The organism is Enterovibrio norvegicus DSM 15893 (genome assembly GCF_900115495.1).
Lineage (GTDB): Bacteria > Pseudomonadota > Gammaproteobacteria > Enterobacterales > Vibrionaceae > Enterovibrio > Enterovibrio norvegicus.
The window spans coordinates 140,551-160,379 of sequence record NZ_FOWR01000008.1 but is presented as its reverse complement, the minus strand read 5'-3'; the positions used below and the strand labels follow the sequence as shown (position 1 = coordinate 160,379).

Sequence of the window (19,829 nt, the reverse complement as noted above, 5' to 3'; positions counted from 1 at the left end):
TGTCTTCAAGCTGTTGCTCTAACTCTTTAATCCGCTGTTCGGGGGTTTGGGGCGTCGATGTATAAGGCATAGCATCACCTAGACGGGTTGGTGTGAGAGAACCTTTAGTCCAATTTAGATGACCATACTTGCGAAGCCAAGTTAATACAGTGGAACGACCTTGAATGCCGTAACGTAATTGGGCTTGTTTGTAGGTCATTTCGCCTTTTTCTACTTGGTCTACGACAGCCAATTTAAAGGCGAGGGAATAATCTCGTTGGGTGCGCTTGGTTGTTGATTTCATAACACTCTCCAATTTCGGGTTGGAAAAGTGTCAACCTTATTTAGGACGGGACATTCAAATAGAAAAAGCCGCTGATTTCAGCGGCTTTTTTATTGTGCGTTACTTTTACTGTTCAGTAGCAAAGTACGTCGATCACAGCACCATGGCAGCCAACCAACCAAAGCCAATCAATGGCAAGTTGTAGTGAATAAAGGTGGGCACAACCGTGTCCCAAATGTGCTCATGCTGACCATCAGCGTTCAAGCCAGACGTAGGGCCAAGGGTTGAGTCTGAGGCAGGGGAGCCCGCATCACCCAAGGCTGCGGCAGTACCCACCAGAGCGATTGTCGCCATCGGTGAGAAGCCAAATGCCAACGCCAGTGGTACGTAGATAGTGGCGATAATCGGGATGGTGGAAAATGAAGATCCGATGCCCATCGTGACCAACAGGCCAACAACCAACATCAAGAGCGCGGCTAGCGGCTTGTTGTCACCAATGCTTGATGCCAGTGACGCTACTAAGGTTTCAACACCGCCTGTCGCTTTCATTACTGCAGCAAAACCCGCAGCTGAAATCATAATGAAGCCAATCATGGCCATCATATGCACGCCGCGCGTGAATACATCGTTCGTGTCCTGCCACTTGATCACGCCGCCAATGGTGAACACCATAAAGCCTGCAAGCGCGCCGACGATCATTGAGCCAGTATAGAGTTGAGCACCTAAGGTGGTCGCAATCGCGACGATGGCCACAACGATGTTTTGCGGTTTAATTTCTGTTTTCTCAGGCTCAGCCGCGCGGATTTTTTCTTCTGAGTAGTGGCGAGGTTTACGGTAGCTAATGAACGCGGCAATCAACACACCAAATAGCATGCCTGCTGCGGGCAAAAGCATGGCTTGAGGCACTTGGCTTGCAACAACATCTAGCCCGTTATCGTGAAGGTTTTTCAGCAAAATGTTGTTAAGGAAAATACCGCCAAAACCAATAGGTAACACCATATAGGGTGTGATCAAACCGAAGGTCAGGACACATGCAACGAGACGTCGGTCTAGGTTCAATTTTGCGAACACATGCAAAAGTGGCGGAATAACAATAGGGATGAACGCAATGTGTACAGGAATGACGTTTTGAGATGACATTGCAAGCAACGCTAAGGCGACAAGTACCATGTATTTCAGGGCGCTAGATGCGTTTGCATTGTCTTTACCGTTTAGTTTACGAATGACGGATTGGGCTAATAGGTCAGTAATACCAGAACGACTGATAGCGACGGCAAAGGTACCCAGCATAGCGTAACTCAATGCGATGGTTGCACCGCCGCCAAGCCCGCCTTCAAACGCTGAAACTGTATCGGTTAGCGATAGACCACTAACCACACCGCCAAGAATGGCACTAAAGGTGAGCGCGACGACAACGTTAACCCTTAAAAGGGCCAACATTAGCATCACACAAACCGCGATAACGACCGGATTCATGAGTTTTTCCCTACTTCTCTGTGCCCAAAACGGGCAAAAAATTATCCCAAATGTGTATACCCAAACCACCTCGTCATCCTTGATGAGTCAAGAGGTAGCTTGGGTATCACCTTGCGAAGATCACAGTTTGCGTTTTTTTTTAATGTTGTCGAGGGGAATTTGTAGAGAAGGGAGAAATAAAGAAAAAGGCCAGCGAGAGCTGGCCTTTTGGGAGTGTTTAGTTGTGCTTACTCAAGCACGCTTGTATCCGCAACGGAGTAGTCTTCTGCCACACCACTCAAGAACTGAACCAGCTGAGATTGCATCTCAGTGGTATGGCCTAGATCTGCTAAGTTTGCATCTTGAGGCGCAATCACAGAGCTGTGCTGGCCAACATCACTGAACTTCGTAAAGTTTCGGCCATTGCTGGTGGCTTGTGAAGCGCTGTCTACAACAGCCAAGCCTAAGCTTGTGGCGAGCGGTATGGTGCCTGCAAAGGGTGCGTTTGTTACTGCATTAGGTACTGTGTCATCATCTTTTACCTGCTGCATGTAGATTGGGAGGCCATCTAAGACATTTGTACCCTGATAATCATTAAGTGCAACGAGGTTAAATGGATCAACCGCGTCAATCACCGTTTGCGCGGCATAAGCAAACTGATTAATTACGCTTTCTTGCTCTGCAGCTGGTACACCAGCCGTCACTTGCGATCGAACCAGTGGCCCAAACGATTCTGAACCTAATAGCAGATTTACGATTTGCCCACCCGTGTTTGCTGCCGCAACGCGAGAGAATGTAAACAAGTCATCCGCTGCGCTATTGTCTGTGGTAGCAGTGCTAAGCGTATTGTTAGCGGTGGCGACAGTGCTAAACCCGGTGATTCCTCCTAAAGAGTGACCAAACAATGCTGGGTGAGTAGTTGCAGTATTATCCAGCGTGGCAAGTGGTGTATTCGTAAATAAACCTGCCGCTTGCGAGAGTGTAACAGCTGCGCGTAGACCGACATTGTCTAAGGCACTTTGGCGTAAATTATCACGTCCTACAGGCAAGTAAGCCAAGTTGAGATAGTTGGTTGGGTCAACATTCGCCGAGCGAGTTGAATCCAAGCTACGTTCCCCGTGTATAGGTTGGTCAATCGCAAGTACTGCAATATCCTTACCTAACCCTTTCGCACCATTGATAATGTTAGCTGCAAACGCATACGCATTTTCTTTCGCTGACGTAATACCATGTTGATAGATCACTAACTCAACCGCACCAGAAGGGGTTGTCGGTGAGAATAGAACAAAAGGAACGTCATCCAACGATTTTACTTGAGGGATAGGGCTGAATCCGGTGATGATCCGCTCAGCATCCAATTGAGCGCCATTTGCACCTGTTAACGTTAAACCGACAAGCTTGAGTCGCTCTGTTACATCATCCGCCAGCTTCGCTGTATCAACACCTGCCGCAGCAAGTTGTTGAGCCACTGTGCTGGCGTTTTCATCACCGAGCGCGCTCAAAATGATAGCAAGGCTTGGCATCCCAGATTCGAAGGGGGTAGTGTTCCAATTAGCTGCTCCTTTTTCGAGGAAATAAGGCAGTTTAACGGTTCCCTTTGTGACGGTAACGGTATTGGCGGCGTACGTTCCCACGAGCAGTGGGGCTATCGTTCCATTAGGGTCGATATAAGTAGCAAAGTTTGTATCCGCTTGAATTGCGGTTGCATAGTCCTCACCGGATGCTGGGACAGACATTAGGTATGCTTGTGATAGATCAACGTTGTTTGGGTTGGCAGAACCTTTCCAGATCGCGTTGAAGTCACCAACACCGGATGCAATTGCCGCTTTTGTGGCATATAAGGTACTGCCCACGGATTGGGTCGTAAACCATGAGCTATACACAATATCCTGAGGTTGGATACCTACTGCAGAGAAAATGGTATTCACACCTTGCGTCAATGCACTTGCAGGTTTGAGTGAATCGACCAACGTTGGGTTTGAGTCTGAAATCAACGTCGCGTAAGAGCGGGTCATGCCCACGCCTTCACCATTTGCATCAGTGAACGCATTGGTGATTGCAAATGCGTATTCGGAAGAGGGTTCAAGTGCTTGGGTAAAAACAACAATGGCAGACTCAGCGCTCGTAATGACATTAAAGTCAGTACCAAGTTGAAGTACCTTTTCTACGGTAACAGCTGGGTCTGTTAAGCTCTCAGTTAATTTAACAATGCTAATCCCTGTGGTTGCAAAGCCATCGGCAAGGCCTGCGCCTTTAAACGACAAACTCATTGGCATTGAGACTGGCCATCCGTCCATCGTTCCCATTGCGGCGGCTGGATTTGATAGTGCATTGTCGCCACCTGTTGGAATATCTAGCGTGCCATCAGTCTGATTCATCAAAAGAAAACTTGGCCCCGGAATGCTCGCGTCAGCACCGGCCAATTGAAAATTAACTTGTGTTGGTGCGTTCAAGCTGTCCTGAATGTAGTCTTCGTAGCTACCATTTGCGCTTCCGCCGCTTAATTCTGATTCACCGCCACATGCCGTTAAACCCAGTGCTGATGCCAGAGCAAGTACAACTAATTTCTTGTTCATAGGTAATCCTTTATTCATCTTCAATACTCCCTGGATAGATGGCTAGAAGCTGTAGTTAGCTTGCATCGCACCGATATAAGCAGCCCCTTTTGCAGAGAACGCACGTTCTCCCGTCAGACTGGTTTCGGTGAAGGTTCCAGATTTACTGGCGATATAAGTAACACCAGCATCGAAGGTCAAGTTCGGGGAGTAGCGATAGGTTGCACCAGCAGAAAACCAGTAACGGTCAGAGTCTGGAATACTCAACGTAGATTTACCTGCTTTCTCATCAAAGGCAAAACCTGTACGGACAGTCCAGTCCTCAGAGATGTCATACGTTGTGCCCAAAGACCAACGGAACACACTTTCGTAATCTTCTTGTTTGTCGAAACAAACGCCCTTAACGCCATCAGAGGTACACTGCGCACTGGTTGCTTTAAGCTCTGTGAATGAACTCCACTGGCTCCACATCATGCTGTAGTGGACGGCAAGGGAAGGATTTAGTTGGTGAAAGCCAGACAATTCAGCAACAGCGGGCAATGGTACTGAAAGATCGCCAGTAACGACTTGGCCTTTCGTGCCAGTGATAGATCCTTGGTGATCAGTGAAATCCCCACTGAAATCAAGCTCGACTTCAGAACGGTAAGCGATACCAAAACGGTTATCTTTGTCTAGTTCAAACAATGCGCCCACGTTCCAGCCGAATCCCCACGTATCGCCTTCCATGCTGATGAGCTTCTCGGAAAAATTATCGCTTCCAAAAGTGGGAGCAAGTGTACCAATGTGGCGATTCAGTTCTGCGATGGCATAAACCACGTTGATGCCTGCGCCAAAGCTGACTTGCTCATTCAAACGGTATGCGATAGAGGGGTTAAGGTTCACACTCGCTAGCGAGGTGTCCCCTGCAACATCACCCGCTTCAAAGGCATCAGGGTAGTCTGTTGCAACGCCGTAGACGGTGTATAAGCCGACGCCCCATGCCCATTTATCATTGATCGGACTAACGTAATAGGTGGCGGGTACGAATTGCATGGGCGCAACGTCCGACGCTTTTTGATTGTTGCTGGTATCCGTGATGTCTATTTCTGGGTCAACAATGTGAAGAGCTGTAGAGAGTTGTGCTTCCTTAAACATGGTCATTTGTGCAGGGTTGCGACCTATGACTGATGCGTTATCAGCGATGGCGGCGTCACCGGCATACGCTCGGCCTAACCCGCTTGCAGAGTGTTCTGATACCTGAAACCCCGCACTCCATGCGGATGGCGCAGCTAATGCAACTGCGAGTGCAATTGCTGTTCTTGATAGTTTTTTTGACATACAGCCTCTCATTCCAATTGAGCAATGGGTTGCTTGGCAACCTAAACGCAATACATTCAATGGGTTGAAACAACAGAACGGCTTTTATACGTTATTTTTAAGCTGTTCGGACTTTCTCGAGCGTTAATATGTCACGGTATGAATAATTGTTAAATAGCTGTTAAATTGCCTGTAAGTGTCTTAATTTTCGGGATTTATTGTCCAGTTTCAAAACTGATGTTTGAAGTAATTGCACTAATTCAGGTTTTTACTCAGATAAGCCCTATTAATTAGGAGGTTGATCAATAATTTGACGCGGTGGTCATATGAACACGTGTTTAAAAATAGTGAGGAGAGAGGAAATACTGCATATCAATAGGTTACATCCACATTTCATTAATGTGACAGGCAACAAAAAAGCCGATTGCAAAGAATCGGCTTTTCTTATGATTGAAACAGATTATTAGAAGGTGTAGTTGGCGCTCAAAGCATAAATGTATGCGTCGCCGCCTGCGGTGAAGTCATAGCTAGCGACAGCTCCACCTGGAAGGTTTTCACTTTCGGTGCCATTAACATCGTCACCACTTAAGTACGCAAAGCCTGCATCGATGCTAAGGTTGTCTGTAGCAAAGTAAGTAGCACCGATGGAGTACCAATCTCGTTCGCTGTCTGGGATGCTAAGAGTTCTGTGTGAATCAGGCACTGGGCTTTCGTCTTTTGCATAGCCTGCACGTAACTCCCATTGATCATTCAAGAAATAAGTTGCGCCGACCGAATAGCGCCAGCTATCTTCCCATTTCTCATCTTTTTGAAGACAAACGCCTTGACCCGCTAAGCTCAAGCATTGAGAGCCTGTAGCTCGTAATTCTTCAAAACTACTCCACCCAGTGCGCATAACACTGTAGTGCATCGCCCATTTGGGGGCTAACTTGTGATAGCCAGAAAACTCGAAAATGTCAGGCAAGTTTAATTCAAGCTCGCCTGGAACAGTTCCTGTTGCAGATGAACCGCTGTAATCACCCTCAAGGGTTATATCAACTTCTGAGCGATACGCTACGCCGAGTCTATGATTCTCGTTAAACTGCCAAAGAGCACCGATGTTCCAACCAAATCCCCACCCGTCACCGGATAAGTTGGAGATTTCATCTGATGCGGATCCTCCCAGAACATTGCTGAGTATACCTTTTTGGCGTTTTAGCTCCGCGTCAGCATAGACAGCATTTAAGCCAGCTCCTAGGCTCACTTGATCATTAACTTCATAAGCAAAGTTTGCGTTAAAGTTCACTGTTAGCAGTTCAGTTTGTCCACCGATTGCGCCTGCAGCTGAGTCTGTCGGGTATTCCGTTGATAGACCAAAGTTTGAAAAAGACGAGAAACCTACTGCCATCTTTTCATTAAGAGGGTGAACATAATGAAAGTTTGGAACGACAGCATTTGGAGCGACGCTGTCATGCTCATCAACACCTAAGGTTGTACCATTTAGTGATGCGCTGGAAACAGTTGCATCCACATCAGGCTGGATAAACGAAATACCACCTGACACTTGTGCCGAATCAAACATGGTCATTGCAGCAGGGTTACGCGCCGCTACGGCTGCATTGTCTGCAATGGCGGCTTCACCCGCAAAAGCTCGGCCTAGGCCGCTCGCGGAATGTTCACTGATTTGGAAACCTGCACCGTGTGCTTGGAATGTCGCCACAGCAATCGCTGTCGATAGTAACGTACGTTTTGTTAGACGGTTCATCTAAATGCCTCTCTTTCACTGCTTTATTGTTTTTCCGCTATCCCTGCGGGTGTACCGAGACAGGTGGTGCGGTTCAGTTCTAAGAGAGTATAAACATGGAAATGAAAATGTAGGTTTTTTGTTATCAATAGTTTGCGCGAGATCTAACCTAATTTTTCGGCATAGATGAGAGTTATTTCATACTTTTGTTTAAAACGTGTGATTGGCAAGGCGGGAGAGTGGGCGGATCGTCTTATTTTTCATGCAGATCCGCCAGCTTATATCAAGGTGGGAGCGAGTTACTCTTCTGAGGTTTGTTCGGAATCATTTTCCACAGGAACGACAGGCCAGCCGCCCAATTTCTTCCATCTGTTAACAATCTCACAAAATAGCTCCGCAGTACGCTCCGTATCGTATAGCGCCGAATGCGCTTCGCGGTTGTCGAAGGCAATGCCCGCTGTTGCACATGCTTTTGCTAACACGGTTTGTCCCAATGCTAGGCCGCTTAATGCAGCGGTGTCGAATGTGGCAAAAGGGTGAAAGGGGTTACGCTTTAATGCGCTTCGCTCAGTCGCTGCCATAACAAAGCTATGATCAAAGTTGGCATTGTGCGCCACCATGATAGAGCGCTGGCAACCTTGTGCTTTTTGCTCTTTACGAATGAGCTTAAAGATTTCTTTGAGCGCATGTGACTCATCAACTGCGCCACGAAGTGGGCTGAAAGGGTCACGAATGCCGTTAAATTCCAAGGCTTCTTTCACTAAAACTGCGCCTTCAAAGGGGGCAACGTGAAAGTGCATTGTTTTGTCTGGCATTAACCAACCTTCTTCATCCATTTTCAGGGTGACGGCACAAATCTCCAGAAGCGCGTCTGTTTTTGCATTGAAACCCGCAGTTTCAACATCGACGACGACTGGGAAATATCCACGAAATCGTGCTTTTAGGGTATTTAGGTTGGTTTCTTGGCTCATGTCTACAAAGGTAAAAGTAAATCAGGCAGGCATTATGGCAGAAGCGACGCGGGTTCTAAAGGCATCTTCCGGTTAGTTATGTATATACTGTTCCCATTGTTATCGTGCGGATAATGTCGCAGTCTCAAATCTTGCCCATGTTTTCTGCGTTAGAGGGAATGTGCAGTCTAAAATAGGCCTAAAGAACTGGTCGTGTTTTCCGATACAATAGAGACTTATCCATTCACTTGAACAGGACATAGCCCTGCCATGACATTCGCCAAGCCTTTTACGCTGTTATCGCTTTGCATTGCTGCTAGCACCTTGCCTGTGACAGCGAATGCCACCAAGTTGTATGGTGCAAAGCCAACAGAGTCTGTTTGGCAAATGACGGTGGACTCTCCGATTGAGTGTCGCGTTGAGCATATGATCCCCAACTTTGGCAATGCCACCTTTACGTCACGCGCCAGTAAAAAAATCAACCTCGATTTTGAATTGCAAATGCGCCGCCCGATGGGCAAAACGGAGAATGTGGCGTTGTTGTCTATGCCGGCCGTATGGATGCCGGGTGACAGGGCGGAGTATATCGATCGTATTCGTTTCTATAAGCAGTTCGACGGATATGTAGATGGTCAGACGGCTTGGAGCATGTTAGCTGAGCTGGAAAATGGTCGCTTCCCGACCTTTAGCTTTAGAGAGTGGCAAAGCAAAGGAAAACGCGTTGATGTGTCATTATCGCCGGTCGCTTTTCAAACAAGTTATAACGAATTCAGCAGCTGTGTAGACAGATTACTGCCGTATTCATTTGAAGATATTGCGTTTACCACATTGCATTATGACGACAATGGGGACGAGCTAAACAAATCTTCCATGGCAAAGTTGGCTCAAATCGCTGAGTTTGTTCGCTACAGTCCTGACATTGATTTGGTGTTACTGGCGACGTATACAGACGGTCGTGGTGCGAAAGCTGCCAACCAAAAATTGTCCGAAAAACGCGCGAGAACCTTGGAAGGCTACTTTATGTCGCTAGGGTTACCGAAAGATCGTATCGGTATTGAAGCGTTCGGTGAGCGTAGACCCATTGCGGAAAATGACAGCCCAATTGGACGAAACAAAAACCGTCGTGTTGTGATATCACTGGGTCGCTCGATTATCTGATCATGCGATGGATGGCGTCGCGCTAGGTGTTGACAATGCGTGACGATGTGATCGATGAAAATCCCCGCTTTCGAAAGGAATGCGGGGATTTTTCGTTTTAGGCTTCGCTCACTGTTTTGGGCTGAGTTTTTTGTGCGGGTTTGATGATTGCCAGTAGCGCTGCTTCATCGACGTTATCGCGTTGAGATGCAGGCAAAAAAGCATCGGCATATTGAAGGTATACTTTCTGTTCAATGAAGATCTTATAAAGTTTCGGATCGATGTGCCTATCTTTGGCCATAAACGCGAGGATTTTGAGTGCTTCACTGAGCGTTTTAGCTTTCTTGTAAGGGCGATCGCTGGCGGTCAATGCTTCGAAAATATCGGCGACTGACATGATACGGGCATCGATGGATAAGTTACTTTCATCTAACCCGTAGGGATAACCTTTGCCATCAAGTTTTTCATGGTGCCCACCTGCGATCTCAGGCACCCGCTCTAGGTGTTTAGGGTAAGGCAGTTTTTCGAGCATGTTGATGGTTTGGATGATATGATCGTTGATGATAAAGCGCTCTTCTTCCGTTAACGTGCCACGTTGAATCGACAAGTTATACAATTCACCACGGTTATACTGAAGCTCTGGAATCGCGAGGCTAAATGCCCAGTTTTCAAACGTCTCTTTCTGCTGATCAAGCCAAGGAATGTGGTGATAGAGATCATCAGATAGTACCTGTTCTTTGCAGGGCAGTGCGCGTGATGGCATTTGTTTACGGCGGCTTTCTTCTTCCCATGAAAGGCCGAGCGTGTCGTCAATGGTGCGGTACCAAGTTCGTTGCGAAATGATGTTGAGACGCGTAACGCTTTGCTCATCCATAAACTCTGCGCCGACATTACTTTTTGCAATGAACGCAAAATCATCATCTAGTGCTTCAAGTTCTTTTTTCAACCAAACATCGAGTTCTTGTTGAGATTCACCCTCGGCACGTTTCTTCCAATACTGAATTTCTTTATCGCGCTTTAATACCTCAAAGCGGGTACGCACTTCGTGGATGCGGTTGTAAATGGTCTCCAATTTGGTGGCTTTATCAACGACGTATTCAGGCGTCGTCACCTTGCCACAGTCATGCAGCCATGCAGCAAAATACAGCGCCTCTCGTGATTGTTCATTGAGCGTAAAGTCAGGGAAGTACGTGGTGTCCTTGTTGACTGCATCGGCCAGCATAAAGGTAAGTTCAGGAACACGTTGGCAATGTCCGCCAGTGTACGGTGATTTGGTATCGATGGCCGATGCCATCATTTCAATGAAGGATTTGAAAAGATGTTTTTGAGCGACGACGCGGTCCCAATTTTCTTTGATGAGTGAGGCGAAACCCAAGAACTGACGAATGAAGGGCAGTTTCTCTTCCTGTTTTGCTGATACGGGTCGATTAAAGCCAACCATGACATAACCAATACAGTCACCGTCGCGATTGTTCAGTCTTAATAACCAAGCATGGTGAAGTGAGGAAGGTAAATTTCCGGTGCCTTGTTCTGCCATTGATGGCGTAAAACTGACGAAATTTTGGTTAGAGAGATCTGCCTGAACACGCGTTGACGCGGACAGCAATTTTTCTAAATGAATATTGCTGCCGCAAGTCGTGGACGGGTATTGGGCTGTCAGTTCAAGAATGTCGCGATCTTTCGCGGAGTTCGTCCACATCAAGACATAATCGGCATCTGTCGTTTGTTGGCAATGTAAAACGATATCGGTGAGAAGCGAATCAAAATTCGTACTGTGTGAAACGCGATGTAAGGTATCGAGGAAACCGCTGATGGTGTCGGACATCATGCTGATGGACTCAGACAACTCTTTCACTTCAACGACATTCGATTTCACCTTTGACACGGTAGAAAAATCGAATTGGCGAATCCTTTTTGTGGCTTCGCCCAGTTTTTTCAGGGGCGTAGCAATTCTTGCTGACGCCACTAAGACCATGGCTGTACCCAGAATCAAACCGAGAAAACTAATGAAGATCTGATTGTTTCTCGCTTCTATCGCGCTGCCTATCAATTGCCTCTCTGGAATGGCTTTTGCCAACCAAAGCCCTCGCTCTCCGCCAAATGTGATGCGTGCCAAACTCAGCATCCACGTTTCCCCTTTGTGTTCGACGTTGAGTGAGGTTTTTTGCCAATCGTCGGTTTTATAGAGATTGTTCAATGGAGACGCGGAAAGGGCTTGTAGGTGTTCTTTCTGTGAACGGCCAGACGATGCGTCTGGCAGAAAGCCAGTGTGTGCGAAGATCTTACGGCTATCGTCGAGCAACATGAGCTGAGTGTCTTCCGAGTCTATCAGACTATTGAGGAAACTCGACAGTGACGCGAGGGTGATGTCTGCAGCGATGACGCCATCGTTGTCGGGCAACTGGCGTGATAGCGTAATGCCCATTCGCTGTATGAAGAAGTAGAAATATGGGTCAGTAATGTGGATTTTACCGCTCTCTGGCGCAGCTTTATACCATGGTCGAGTGGTTGGTTTATAGTTGATGCTATCTGTGTCGACCGAGATGAAATTGAGCTTCTCGTCGTAATAAGAACGCACCTGAAGTCCATTGCTGTTATTGATGTCCACCATGAGGTGGCTATTGTCGGGCGTTGAAAACTGGTGCCGCATAAAGGTGGGCTTGGTGGAACGCACAAACGCTGATTCTTCTGACGGATAACCGACGTACACTGATAATACATCTGGGTTGTTTTCCATCACGGCATTAATGGTAGAGAGCCATTGTTTGTCATTAGAAGCATGTAACTGACGGCCATATTTTGAAACTGCTAAAGAATCAATGGCGGTAAGGACGGGCAAAGTGAGCTTTTGAAAAGCCAGCTTTACTTGCTCAGCATTTTGGCGAGTGCGTTCTTCTGCAAGTTCTTGATTGAGCGCTTTTGAGTTTTGGTAACTGAGCACGATTAAAATAATGGAAAGAACAGATACCACCGAAAAGAAAATGCCAGCAATGTGTATTTGAAGTGTGTAACGGCGGTTTAGCATCCTGGTTGTTGTCTTGTTAGTGAGACAGTGTGTAGAGACTATCAGATAAAAAGCTGCGTTTTATGGTTTCATTCAACTATCTGAATTAAATCACGAATATTTTTAATTGTTGATAGAACTCTCATTTGATGAGTGGGTGTTTTTTCTATCGCCATCGCGCTCAAAAGAAAGACGCGCAGCCCTTTTGATCAGGCCGCGTTTCATTTTTCTATGTGTTTCTGGAGCAGACTTTTATTGAGAGGCTGTCGTTGTGTCTTTTTTAGGAGGCGTGACAATCGCAAGCAGCGCTTGTTCATCCACGTCATCGTGCTGTTCTTTTGGTAGAAATGCATTGGCGTATTGCATGTAGATTTTTTGCTCGATGAAAAGCTGGAACAAATGAGGATCGACGTGACGATCCTTTGCCATAAACGCCAATATTTTTAGTGCTTCGCTAAGCTTCTTCGCTTTCTTATAAGGGCGGTCACTCGCTGTCAATGCCTCGAAAATATCAGCGACGGCCATGATGCGCGAATCAATCGGCAGATTGGCGTCAGACAGGCCATTGGGATAGCCTTTTCCGTCCAGTTTTTCATGGTGCCCGCCTGCAATTTCTGGAATGCGACGAAGATGTTCCGGGTAGGGTAGCTTGTTCAACATATTGATGGTTTGAATGATGTGGTCGTTAATGTTGAACCTTTCTTCGGCGGTTAAGGTGCCGCGCTGGATAGATAAGTTATAAAGCTCGCCACGATTAAATTGAAGTTCAGGTACGGTGAGTTTGAATGTCCAATTTTCAAAGGCTTTTTTCTGGCTTTGCGTCCAATGGATTTCTTGGTCTCTGGTGTCTGTTAGCAAATGCTCTTCGCACGGTAAGTCATGACCCCCCCGATGTTTGCGACGCTGTTCCTCTTCCCACGATAAACCCAAGGTATCGTCCATGGTTCGCATCCACGTTTGCTTAGAGATTCGCGCTAATATCTCAATGTTCTTTTCATCCATGAACTCGCCGCCAATGTTCGTTTTGGCCACAAAAGCAAAATCTTCATCGAGTTTGCGGTGCTTTTCTGTGAGTATCTGTTTGAGTGATGCTGAATCACCGCCTTGTGTTATCGCCTGCCAATACTCTATTTCGGCGTCGCGTTTTAATACTTCAAACCGCATCCGAATTTCATGTATGCGGTTATAGATGGTTTCCAGCTTAGTGGCTTTATCGACGACGTATTCGGGGGTGGTTACCTTGCCACAGTCATGCAGCCAAGCAGCAAAATATAAGGCCTCTCTGGATTGTTCATCCAATGTGAAATCAGGAAAAAGCTCGGTGTCTTTGTGGGCGGCTTCTGCGAGCATGAATGTGAGTTCAGGAACGCGCTGACAATGCCCGCCCGTGTAGGGCGATTTTGTGTCTATCGCCGATGCAAACATTTCGACAAAAGACTTAAACAGGTTCTTTTGTGCCGTAATGTGGTCCCAGTTTTCTTTTATCAGGGACGCGAAGCCCAGGAACTCTTGAATGAACGGGATCTTTTCTTCTTGTTCAGGCGTGACTGAGTGGTTGAACCCGATGAAAACAAACCCGACGCGTTCATCTTCACGGTTGTACAGTGGCAGTACCCATGCACGTTGTAGTGCGTCAGGAAGATGCCCTGTCACCTCCACACGATCTTGTGGCGTGAAGGTATAGAAACTGTGGTTATCCAGCGCAGCGGCCATGTCTGGTAGGTCTTCTAACAGCTGGACAAAATCTATTTGGGTCGCGCTGGTGGCTTCGGGTACATGTGCTGCTAAAGACAAGCAGCTTCTGTCTTCCATGTCTGCTGCCCATAATAAAACATAGTCGGCATCAGAGGTTTTCTTACAGTGTGTCACCATGTCCGTCAGTAGGGACTCAAAGTTGGAATTGTTAGAGACTCCGTGCAAGGTCTCGAGGAAGTCGGCAATGGTTTCTGACATCACGCCGATGGAAAGGGCGAGCTCTTTCACTTCAATAATGTTGGAATCGGGCGTTTGCACGGCCGCGAAGTCTAAATGTCGAATGCGCTCGGTGGTCTGATTTAACAATTTTAATGGGGTTGCAATGCGTGCAGCTGCCCACAATATGAGTAACGATCCGACACCGAGGACGATAAAGGCAATAATGATCTGATTATTTCTTGCTTCAAGTGCGCTGCCGATCAGCTTTATCTCGGGTACGGCTTTGGCCAGCCATAACCCTTTATCGTTGTTATTGGTTATTTGCACGAGAGAGAGTCGCCAAGGTTCGCCCTTATGGATAACGGTAGATGATGATTCTTCCCATTGGCCTTCGCTAAACAGGCTTTTCAATGGAGATTGCATTGCCTTGTTTTTATAGGTTTCTTGCAAGGTGTTTTCTGGGGCATTCTCCATGATGCCACTCTGGGCGAGGATAGTGTGGTTCTCATAGAGAAGTAGCATTTTTGAATCGTTTGAAAAGGGCAGAGATTTTAGGAAATCAGCGAGTGATGCGAGTGTGATATCGGCGGCCAGCACGCCACCACTTTCCTTCATACGTTTAGATATCGTGATCCCCATACGTTTGATGAAAATATAAAAATAGGGGTCTGTAATGTAGATACTGCCGTCAGCGGGTGTATCTCGGTACCAAGGTCTTGTAGTGGGTAGGTAATCAATAGTGTTTTTTGTTTCATCAATGAAAGCCAAATCACTGTCATAGTAGATACGCGATTGTGCGCCATCCGTTTGATTAATGTCGACCATGATGTGGCTATTTTCAGGTGTTGAAAACTGTTCTTTCATAAACGCCGGACGGGTAGAGCGGATGAATGCTGAGCTTTCGTCTGGGTAGCCGACATAGATGGAAAGCACGTCGGGATTGATGTCCATGATGGCGTCGACAGAGGCGAGCCAATATTTGTTGTTGGAGGCATCAAGATGATTACCAAAATCAGATTCTGCCAAGGTATCGAGCGCGGTCAGAACGGGAATGATTTTCTTGTCAAAAGCCAATTTTATCTGTTCGGCACTTTGGGCCATTCTTTCTTGCGCCAACTGCTCATTGAGCGCTTTCGAATTTTGATAGCTCAATACAATCAGCAGTACAGCCAAGATAGACATGACAATGAAGAAAATACTGGCGATATGAAGTTGTAATGTACTCTTAGTTCCGAACATATGGGTTTTGTATTATTTTTGAGACGATGTTTTAAGCCTATCAGACAAAATGCCTTTAGGCGGTTTTCATTCAAAAATTGAATGTGGAATAAAAAGATCAGCGTCAGCGTGAATGCATTGAGGGGGCGGTAATGAAGAGGGTGGAGAGCAAAAAGAGAAAAGCCATGCGGAATCGTTATCAGCATGGCTTTTAAATACGGAATGTTGAGCGTTTGGGAATGTGAAAACGTCGATTACTTCCCTAGACCTGCAGACGCGCTCTTGTTTTGAATAAGCTCGATCTTATAGCCATCAGGGTCTTCAACGAAAGCGATTTCGGTTGAGCCGCCTTTTACTGGGCCAGGCTCACGAGTGATGTTTGCGCCTGCTGCACGCAGGGTGTCACAGGTTGCGTAAATATCATCAACGCCGATTGCTATATGGCCGAATGCGGAACCGTGCTCGTACTCAGTGGTACCCCAGTTATAGGTAAGCTCAATCACTGCGCCTGTTGATTCATCACCGTAACCTACGAATGCGAGGGTGTATTCGTACTGTTCATTTTCGTTTTTACGCAGTAATTGCATGCCCATGACGTCGGTATAAAAGCCTATTGAACGATCCAAATCGCCAACGCGGATCATGGTATGCAGAATACGACCGTTGCTCATGTTGCTCTCCTTTATTGTTTTTTACCGACAGTCTACGCCCTCTTGGGCGTCGCTATCGATTAAGATTCATCCAGAATGCCTAAGGGGGACGTTTGCCCATTTTGATGACGTTGTGCTTACTCGTCTGGGTAGATTTTGTCTTTAAACTCACAAAGATCTTCAATCACGCAACTACCACAATGCGGTTTTCTGGCGACGCATGTATAGCGTCCATGCAGAATGAGCCAATGGTGCACGTCTACTTTGAATTCTTTTGGTACGACTTTCAGCAGTTTTTCTTCTACCTGATCGACATTCTTGCCCATCGCGAATTTAGTACGGTTAGATACGCGAAAGATATGCGTATCAACAGCGATGGTTGGCCAGCCGAATGCGGTGTTAAGTACCACATTTGCGGTTTTACGTCCGACACCGGGTAACGCTTCTAGCGCTTCTCGGTCTTCTGGTATTTCGCCACCGTGCTGCTCAACCAAGATACGGCATGTCTTGATGACGTTTTCGGCTTTTGAATTAAACAACCCAATGGTTTTGATATAGTCCTTAACCCCATCAACGCCCAAGTCCAAGATGCTTTGCGGTGTATTGGCAACCGGATAAAGCTTATCCGTCGCCTTGTTGACACTCACATCCGTAGCCTGTGCAGACAACAGTACTGCGATCAGCAGTTCAAACGGTGACGTCCAATTTAGCTCTGTTTCTGGGTGCGGGTTTTCAGCGCGAAGGCGCTCTAATATCTCAACACGTTTTTGGTTATTCATTCTTCATCCGTAAAGCGTTTTTTAATCTGCCGAGGTGATGCGCACACGTTCGATCACGGCTTTTTCTTTTGGCTGTTTCTTCGCTTGGCGTTCATCTAATACGTTCTTCGCTGCAATTAAGAAACCTACGGTTAAGAAAGCACCGGGTGGTAGCATTGCGAGTAAGAATGCACTGTCGAAGTGGAACACTTCAATACGCATGCCCGCCGCCCAATCGCCAAGAAGGCGGTCTGCGCCGTCAAACAAAGTACCGTTACCTAAAATTTCACGAATTGCGCCGAGCACGACAAGGGATGCGGTCATGCCCATGCCCATCCAAAAACCGTCGAGCACTGACGGTAATGGTGTGTTTTTCGAAGCAAACGCTTCTGCTCTGCCTATGATGATGCAGTTGGTCACGATCAGTGGGATGAAAATACCCAAAGATTGGTACAGGCCAAAGGCATAGGCGTTCATCAGCAGTTGCACACAGGTAACCAGTGATGCAATGATCATGACGAAGATCGGGATGCGCACCTCTTTCGGCACCCACTGGCGAACCAACGAAACGATAAGATTTGAGCCGACAAGGACCAACATGGTCGCAATACCCAATCCCAGCGCGTTAGTGACGGTGGCGGAAACCGCGAGCAGAGGACACAAGCCAAGAAGCTGCACCAATGCGGGGTTGTTATTCCACAACCCATTTTTCATCAATTCTTTGTTTTGACTCATGATGCATCTCCACAGTCACGAGGTTGGCGAATGATTTGTTCTTGATGCTGGCTGACATACCATGCCGCTTTTCGGGCTGCACTCACCACGGCTCTGGGTGTGATGGTTGCGCCTGTGAACTGGTCAAACTGGCCGCCATCTTTGAACACTGCCCAACGTTTGTCATCAGCACTTTCAAGCGTTTTTCCACTGAACGACAATACCCAATCAGACACGTTTAAATCAACTTTATCGCCGAGACCGGGTGTTTCGTTGTGTTGAAGTACGCGAACACCCAATACGGTGTTGTTGGTATCTACACCGACAAGCACTTTGATGGCTCCGTTGTAGCCATCTGGTGCGATGGCTTCAATCGCCATGGCTGTTGGCTCACCGTTTTTACTGGCGAGATACACTGGCATAGGTGCATCCGTGCCAAGGTCTTGGCTTGTGACTAACGTGCAGGTCTTCGCCAAAGGGTTGTCATGAATGTCAGTAGGAATCACTTGGTTCAATACCTCTAACAACTGTAAACGTTGCTGTTCGGCAATGGTGTCTTCCGTGAGTGAGTGTGTTATGGCTACTAACCCCGTAGAAAGCAGCGCAGCGATTGCCAGAATCGCACCGTTGTTTCTCATCGCGCGAATCATTTGCTTTCCTTCTTATGACCGTAGGTGGTTGGTTTGGTGTAGTAATCGATCAAAGGTACACACATGTTTGCTATCAGAACTGCAAATGCGACGCCATCTGGGAAACCACCAAACGTGCGAATGAGGTAGATCAGCATGCCAATCATGGCACCAAATACCAATCGGCCTTTGGTTGTGGTTGAAGCTGAAACCGGATCGGTTGCAATGAAAAAGGCGCCCAGCATGGTTGCACCTGAGAACAGGTGAATGAGTGGGGTCGCGACAGCGTCAGGGCTGATGGCATAACCAAAAACGCTAAAAATAAACAGGGTCACCAGCATGGCGACCGGGATCTGCCATTGAATAACGCGTTGTTTGAGAAGCACTAACCCACCCGCTAAGAAAGCAAGGTTAACCCATCCCCAGCCGAGCCCAACAAAGGTGCCGAATACTGGATCTTGAACGGCTTCAGAGGCCGTTTTACCTGCTAACAATGCCGTTTTTACGGTATCTAGCGGCGTCGCCATGGTGATGCCATCTACAGTATGACGTAATTGGTCAACGCTGAATCCATCGGTGCTTAAGCCTGTCAGAAGCGTCGATACGCTGTCCATAAAGCCTAATGGCTGCGCGATCAATGAAGAAGGCGGAAGCCATGTGGTCATTTGTACTGGAAATGAAATCAGCAAGACAACATACGCGACCATGGCAGGGTTGAAGAGATTCTGACCCAGTCCACCATAAAGATGCTTTGCAATCACAATCGCAAACAGTGCGCCGATTACCGCAATCCACCAAGGTGCGAATGGAGGCACAGCAATGCCAATCAGCAAGCCAGTGAGTAGTGCGGTGTTGTCTTGTAAGTAGCGTTTTACTGGACGTTTACGCATGGCTACGATCGCCGCTTCAGCCAACATGGCTGTGACAGAGGCAATTGTGATTTGGAGTAGCACTCCCCAGCCAAAGAAATAACAAAGCGCCGCAATGCCTGGAAGTGTACAAAGGATCACCATCATCATGATGTCGCTGGTACTTTTGCGGTTGTGGCTGTGCGGGCTACTGGCAATAAAAAAGGCCACGTTTATTTATCCTCGTCGTTTTTCTTTATCTGCGCTGCTTTGCGTGCTTTGGCACGTGCAATGGCAGCAGCGACAGCGGCTTTTTTCGGATCGATGTCTTCGCCTGCTGGTTCGACAGTGTCAGATTCAGAGGCGTCTGCATCTGTTTCCGGTGTTGCCTCGGCCTGTTGTGCCGCTTTGCGCGCTTTAGCACGGGCAACGGCAGCAGCGACAGCTGCTTTCTTCGGATCGATGCTTTCGGCGGCTGGTTCGACAGTGTCAGGTTTAGATGCGTCACCGTCTGTTTCCGGTGATGCCTCGGCCTGTTGTGCCGCTTTGCGTGCTTTAGCTCGAGCAACGGCAGCAGCAACAGCGGCTTTCTTCGGATCAATGTCTTCGGCTGCTGGTTCGACAGTGTCAGATTCAGGAGCGTCACCGTCTGTTTCCGGTGCTGCCTCGGCCTGTTGTGCCGCTTTGCGTGCTTTAGCACGGGCAACGGCAGCAGC

Annotated in this window: 14 protein-coding genes and 1 pseudogene; 1 reads left to right on the top strand and 14 read right to left on the bottom strand. The window is 47.4% G+C overall.

All coding sequences use genetic code 11. The features are described from left to right. From BM082_RS07150 to rnt, 6 genes are all read right to left on the bottom strand, one after another. Positions 1 to 283 (bottom strand): IS3 family transposase (locus BM082_RS07150; protein ID WP_074926179.1); only part of this gene is annotated, 283 nt, incomplete at its 3' end. Positions 284 to 415: 132 nt separating this feature from the next. Then, positions 416 to 1,738, bottom strand: a complete 1,323-nt coding sequence (locus BM082_RS07145) for a Na+/H+ antiporter family protein (protein WP_017007673.1) — start codon at positions 1,736 to 1,738, stop codon at positions 416 to 418. Positions 1,739 to 1,965: 227 nt separating this feature from the next. Then, complete coding sequence (locus tag BM082_RS07140) at positions 1,966 to 4,293, bottom strand: VolA/Pla-1 family phospholipase (protein ID WP_017012792.1); 2,328 nt, start codon at positions 4,291 to 4,293, stop codon at positions 1,966 to 1,968. A 42-nt stretch (positions 4,294 to 4,335) separates the two neighbouring features. After that, positions 4,336 to 5,589: an outer membrane protein transport protein gene (locus BM082_RS07135; protein ID WP_074926175.1), complete on the bottom strand. Its 1,254-nt coding sequence runs from the start codon at positions 5,587 to 5,589 to the stop codon at positions 4,336 to 4,338. Positions 5,590 to 6,031: 442 nt separating this feature from the next. Then, complete coding sequence (locus tag BM082_RS07130; protein ID WP_017012794.1) at positions 6,032 to 7,312, bottom strand: outer membrane protein transport protein; 1,281 nt, start codon at positions 7,310 to 7,312, stop codon at positions 6,032 to 6,034. A 278-nt stretch (positions 7,313 to 7,590) separates the two neighbouring features. Then, entirely contained in the window at positions 7,591 to 8,262 is a 672-nt protein-coding gene (gene rnt / locus BM082_RS07125; protein ID WP_017012795.1) for a ribonuclease T, read from the bottom strand. A gap of 249 nt (positions 8,263 to 8,511) precedes the next feature. Here rnt and motY point away from each other — a divergent pair, with 249 nt between their 5' ends. After that, on the top strand, positions 8,512 to 9,399 hold the full coding sequence (gene motY / locus BM082_RS07120) for a flagellar protein MotY (RefSeq protein ID WP_017007668.1): 888 nt from the start codon (positions 8,512 to 8,514) through the stop codon (positions 9,397 to 9,399). A gap of 97 nt (positions 9,400 to 9,496) precedes the next feature. Here motY and BM082_RS07115 read toward each other — a convergent pair whose 3' ends face one another. The 8 genes and pseudogenes from BM082_RS07115 to BM082_RS07080 form a co-directional block, all read right to left on the bottom strand. Then, on the bottom strand, positions 9,497 to 12,403 hold the full coding sequence (locus BM082_RS07115) for an HD domain-containing phosphohydrolase (RefSeq protein WP_074926172.1): 2,907 nt from the start codon (positions 12,401 to 12,403) through the stop codon (positions 9,497 to 9,499). A gap of 231 nt (positions 12,404 to 12,634) precedes the next feature. Next, a complete protein-coding gene (locus BM082_RS07110; RefSeq protein WP_074926168.1) occupies positions 12,635 to 15,535 on the bottom strand; it encodes an HD domain-containing phosphohydrolase in 2,901 nt (966 codons plus the stop codon). Positions 15,536 to 15,768: 233 nt separating this feature from the next. Next, entirely contained in the window at positions 15,769 to 16,185 is a 417-nt protein-coding gene (gloA, locus tag BM082_RS07105; protein WP_074926163.1) for a lactoylglutathione lyase, read from the bottom strand. 116 nt (positions 16,186 to 16,301) lie between these two features. Continuing rightward, positions 16,302 to 16,943, bottom strand: a complete 642-nt coding sequence (gene nth, locus BM082_RS07100; RefSeq protein WP_074926159.1) for an endonuclease III — start codon at positions 16,941 to 16,943, stop codon at positions 16,302 to 16,304. A 21-nt stretch (positions 16,944 to 16,964) separates the two neighbouring features. Continuing rightward, on the bottom strand, positions 16,965 to 17,657 hold the full coding sequence (locus BM082_RS07095; RefSeq protein WP_074926157.1) for an electron transport complex subunit E: 693 nt from the start codon (positions 17,655 to 17,657) through the stop codon (positions 16,965 to 16,967). Beyond that, entirely contained in the window at positions 17,654 to 18,286 is a 633-nt protein-coding gene (gene rsxG / locus BM082_RS07090; RefSeq protein ID WP_074926154.1) for an electron transport complex subunit RsxG, read from the bottom strand. The genes BM082_RS07095 and rsxG overlap by 4 nt, the downstream gene beginning before the upstream one ends. After that, on the bottom strand, positions 18,283 to 19,344 hold the full coding sequence (rsxD, locus tag BM082_RS07085) for an electron transport complex subunit RsxD (protein WP_074926151.1): 1,062 nt from the start codon (positions 19,342 to 19,344) through the stop codon (positions 18,283 to 18,285). Before rsxD ends, rsxG begins: the two co-directional genes overlap by 4 nt. 2 nt (positions 19,345 to 19,346) lie before the next feature. After that, positions 19,347 to 19,829 (bottom strand): annotated as a pseudogene (locus tag BM082_RS07080) (electron transport complex subunit RsxC); the annotation flags it as partial.

Coding starts and splice junctions, on each gene's coding strand:
- nth (WP_074926159.1), bottom strand. CDS start 16,943: ATGAATAACCAAAAACGTGTTGAGATATTAGAGCGCCTTCGCGCTGAA.
- BM082_RS07110 (WP_074926168.1), bottom strand. CDS start 15,535: ATGTTCGGAACTAAGAGTACATTACAACTTCATATCGCCAGTATTTTC.
- rnt (WP_017012795.1), bottom strand. CDS start 8,262: ATGAGCCAAGAAACCAACCTAAATACCCTAAAAGCACGATTTCGTGGA.
- gloA (WP_074926163.1), bottom strand. CDS start 16,185: ATGAGCAACGGTCGTATTCTGCATACCATGATCCGCGTTGGCGATTTG.
- rsxG (WP_074926154.1), bottom strand. CDS start 18,286: ATGATTCGCGCGATGAGAAACAACGGTGCGATTCTGGCAATCGCTGCG.
- BM082_RS07130 (WP_017012794.1), bottom strand. CDS start 7,312: ATGAACCGTCTAACAAAACGTACGTTACTATCGACAGCGATTGCTGTG.
- BM082_RS07095 (WP_074926157.1), bottom strand. CDS start 17,657: ATGAGTCAAAACAAAGAATTGATGAAAAATGGGTTGTGGAATAACAAC.
- BM082_RS07140 (WP_017012792.1), bottom strand. CDS start 4,293: ATGAACAAGAAATTAGTTGTACTTGCTCTGGCATCAGCACTGGGTTTA.
- BM082_RS07115 (WP_074926172.1), bottom strand. CDS start 12,403: ATGCTAAACCGCCGTTACACACTTCAAATACACATTGCTGGCATTTTC.
- BM082_RS07135 (WP_074926175.1), bottom strand. CDS start 5,589: ATGTCAAAAAAACTATCAAGAACAGCAATTGCACTCGCAGTTGCATTA.
- motY (WP_017007668.1), top strand. CDS start 8,512: ATGACATTCGCCAAGCCTTTTACGCTGTTATCGCTTTGCATTGCTGCT.
- BM082_RS07145 (WP_017007673.1), bottom strand. CDS start 1,738: ATGAATCCGGTCGTTATCGCGGTTTGTGTGATGCTAATGTTGGCCCTT.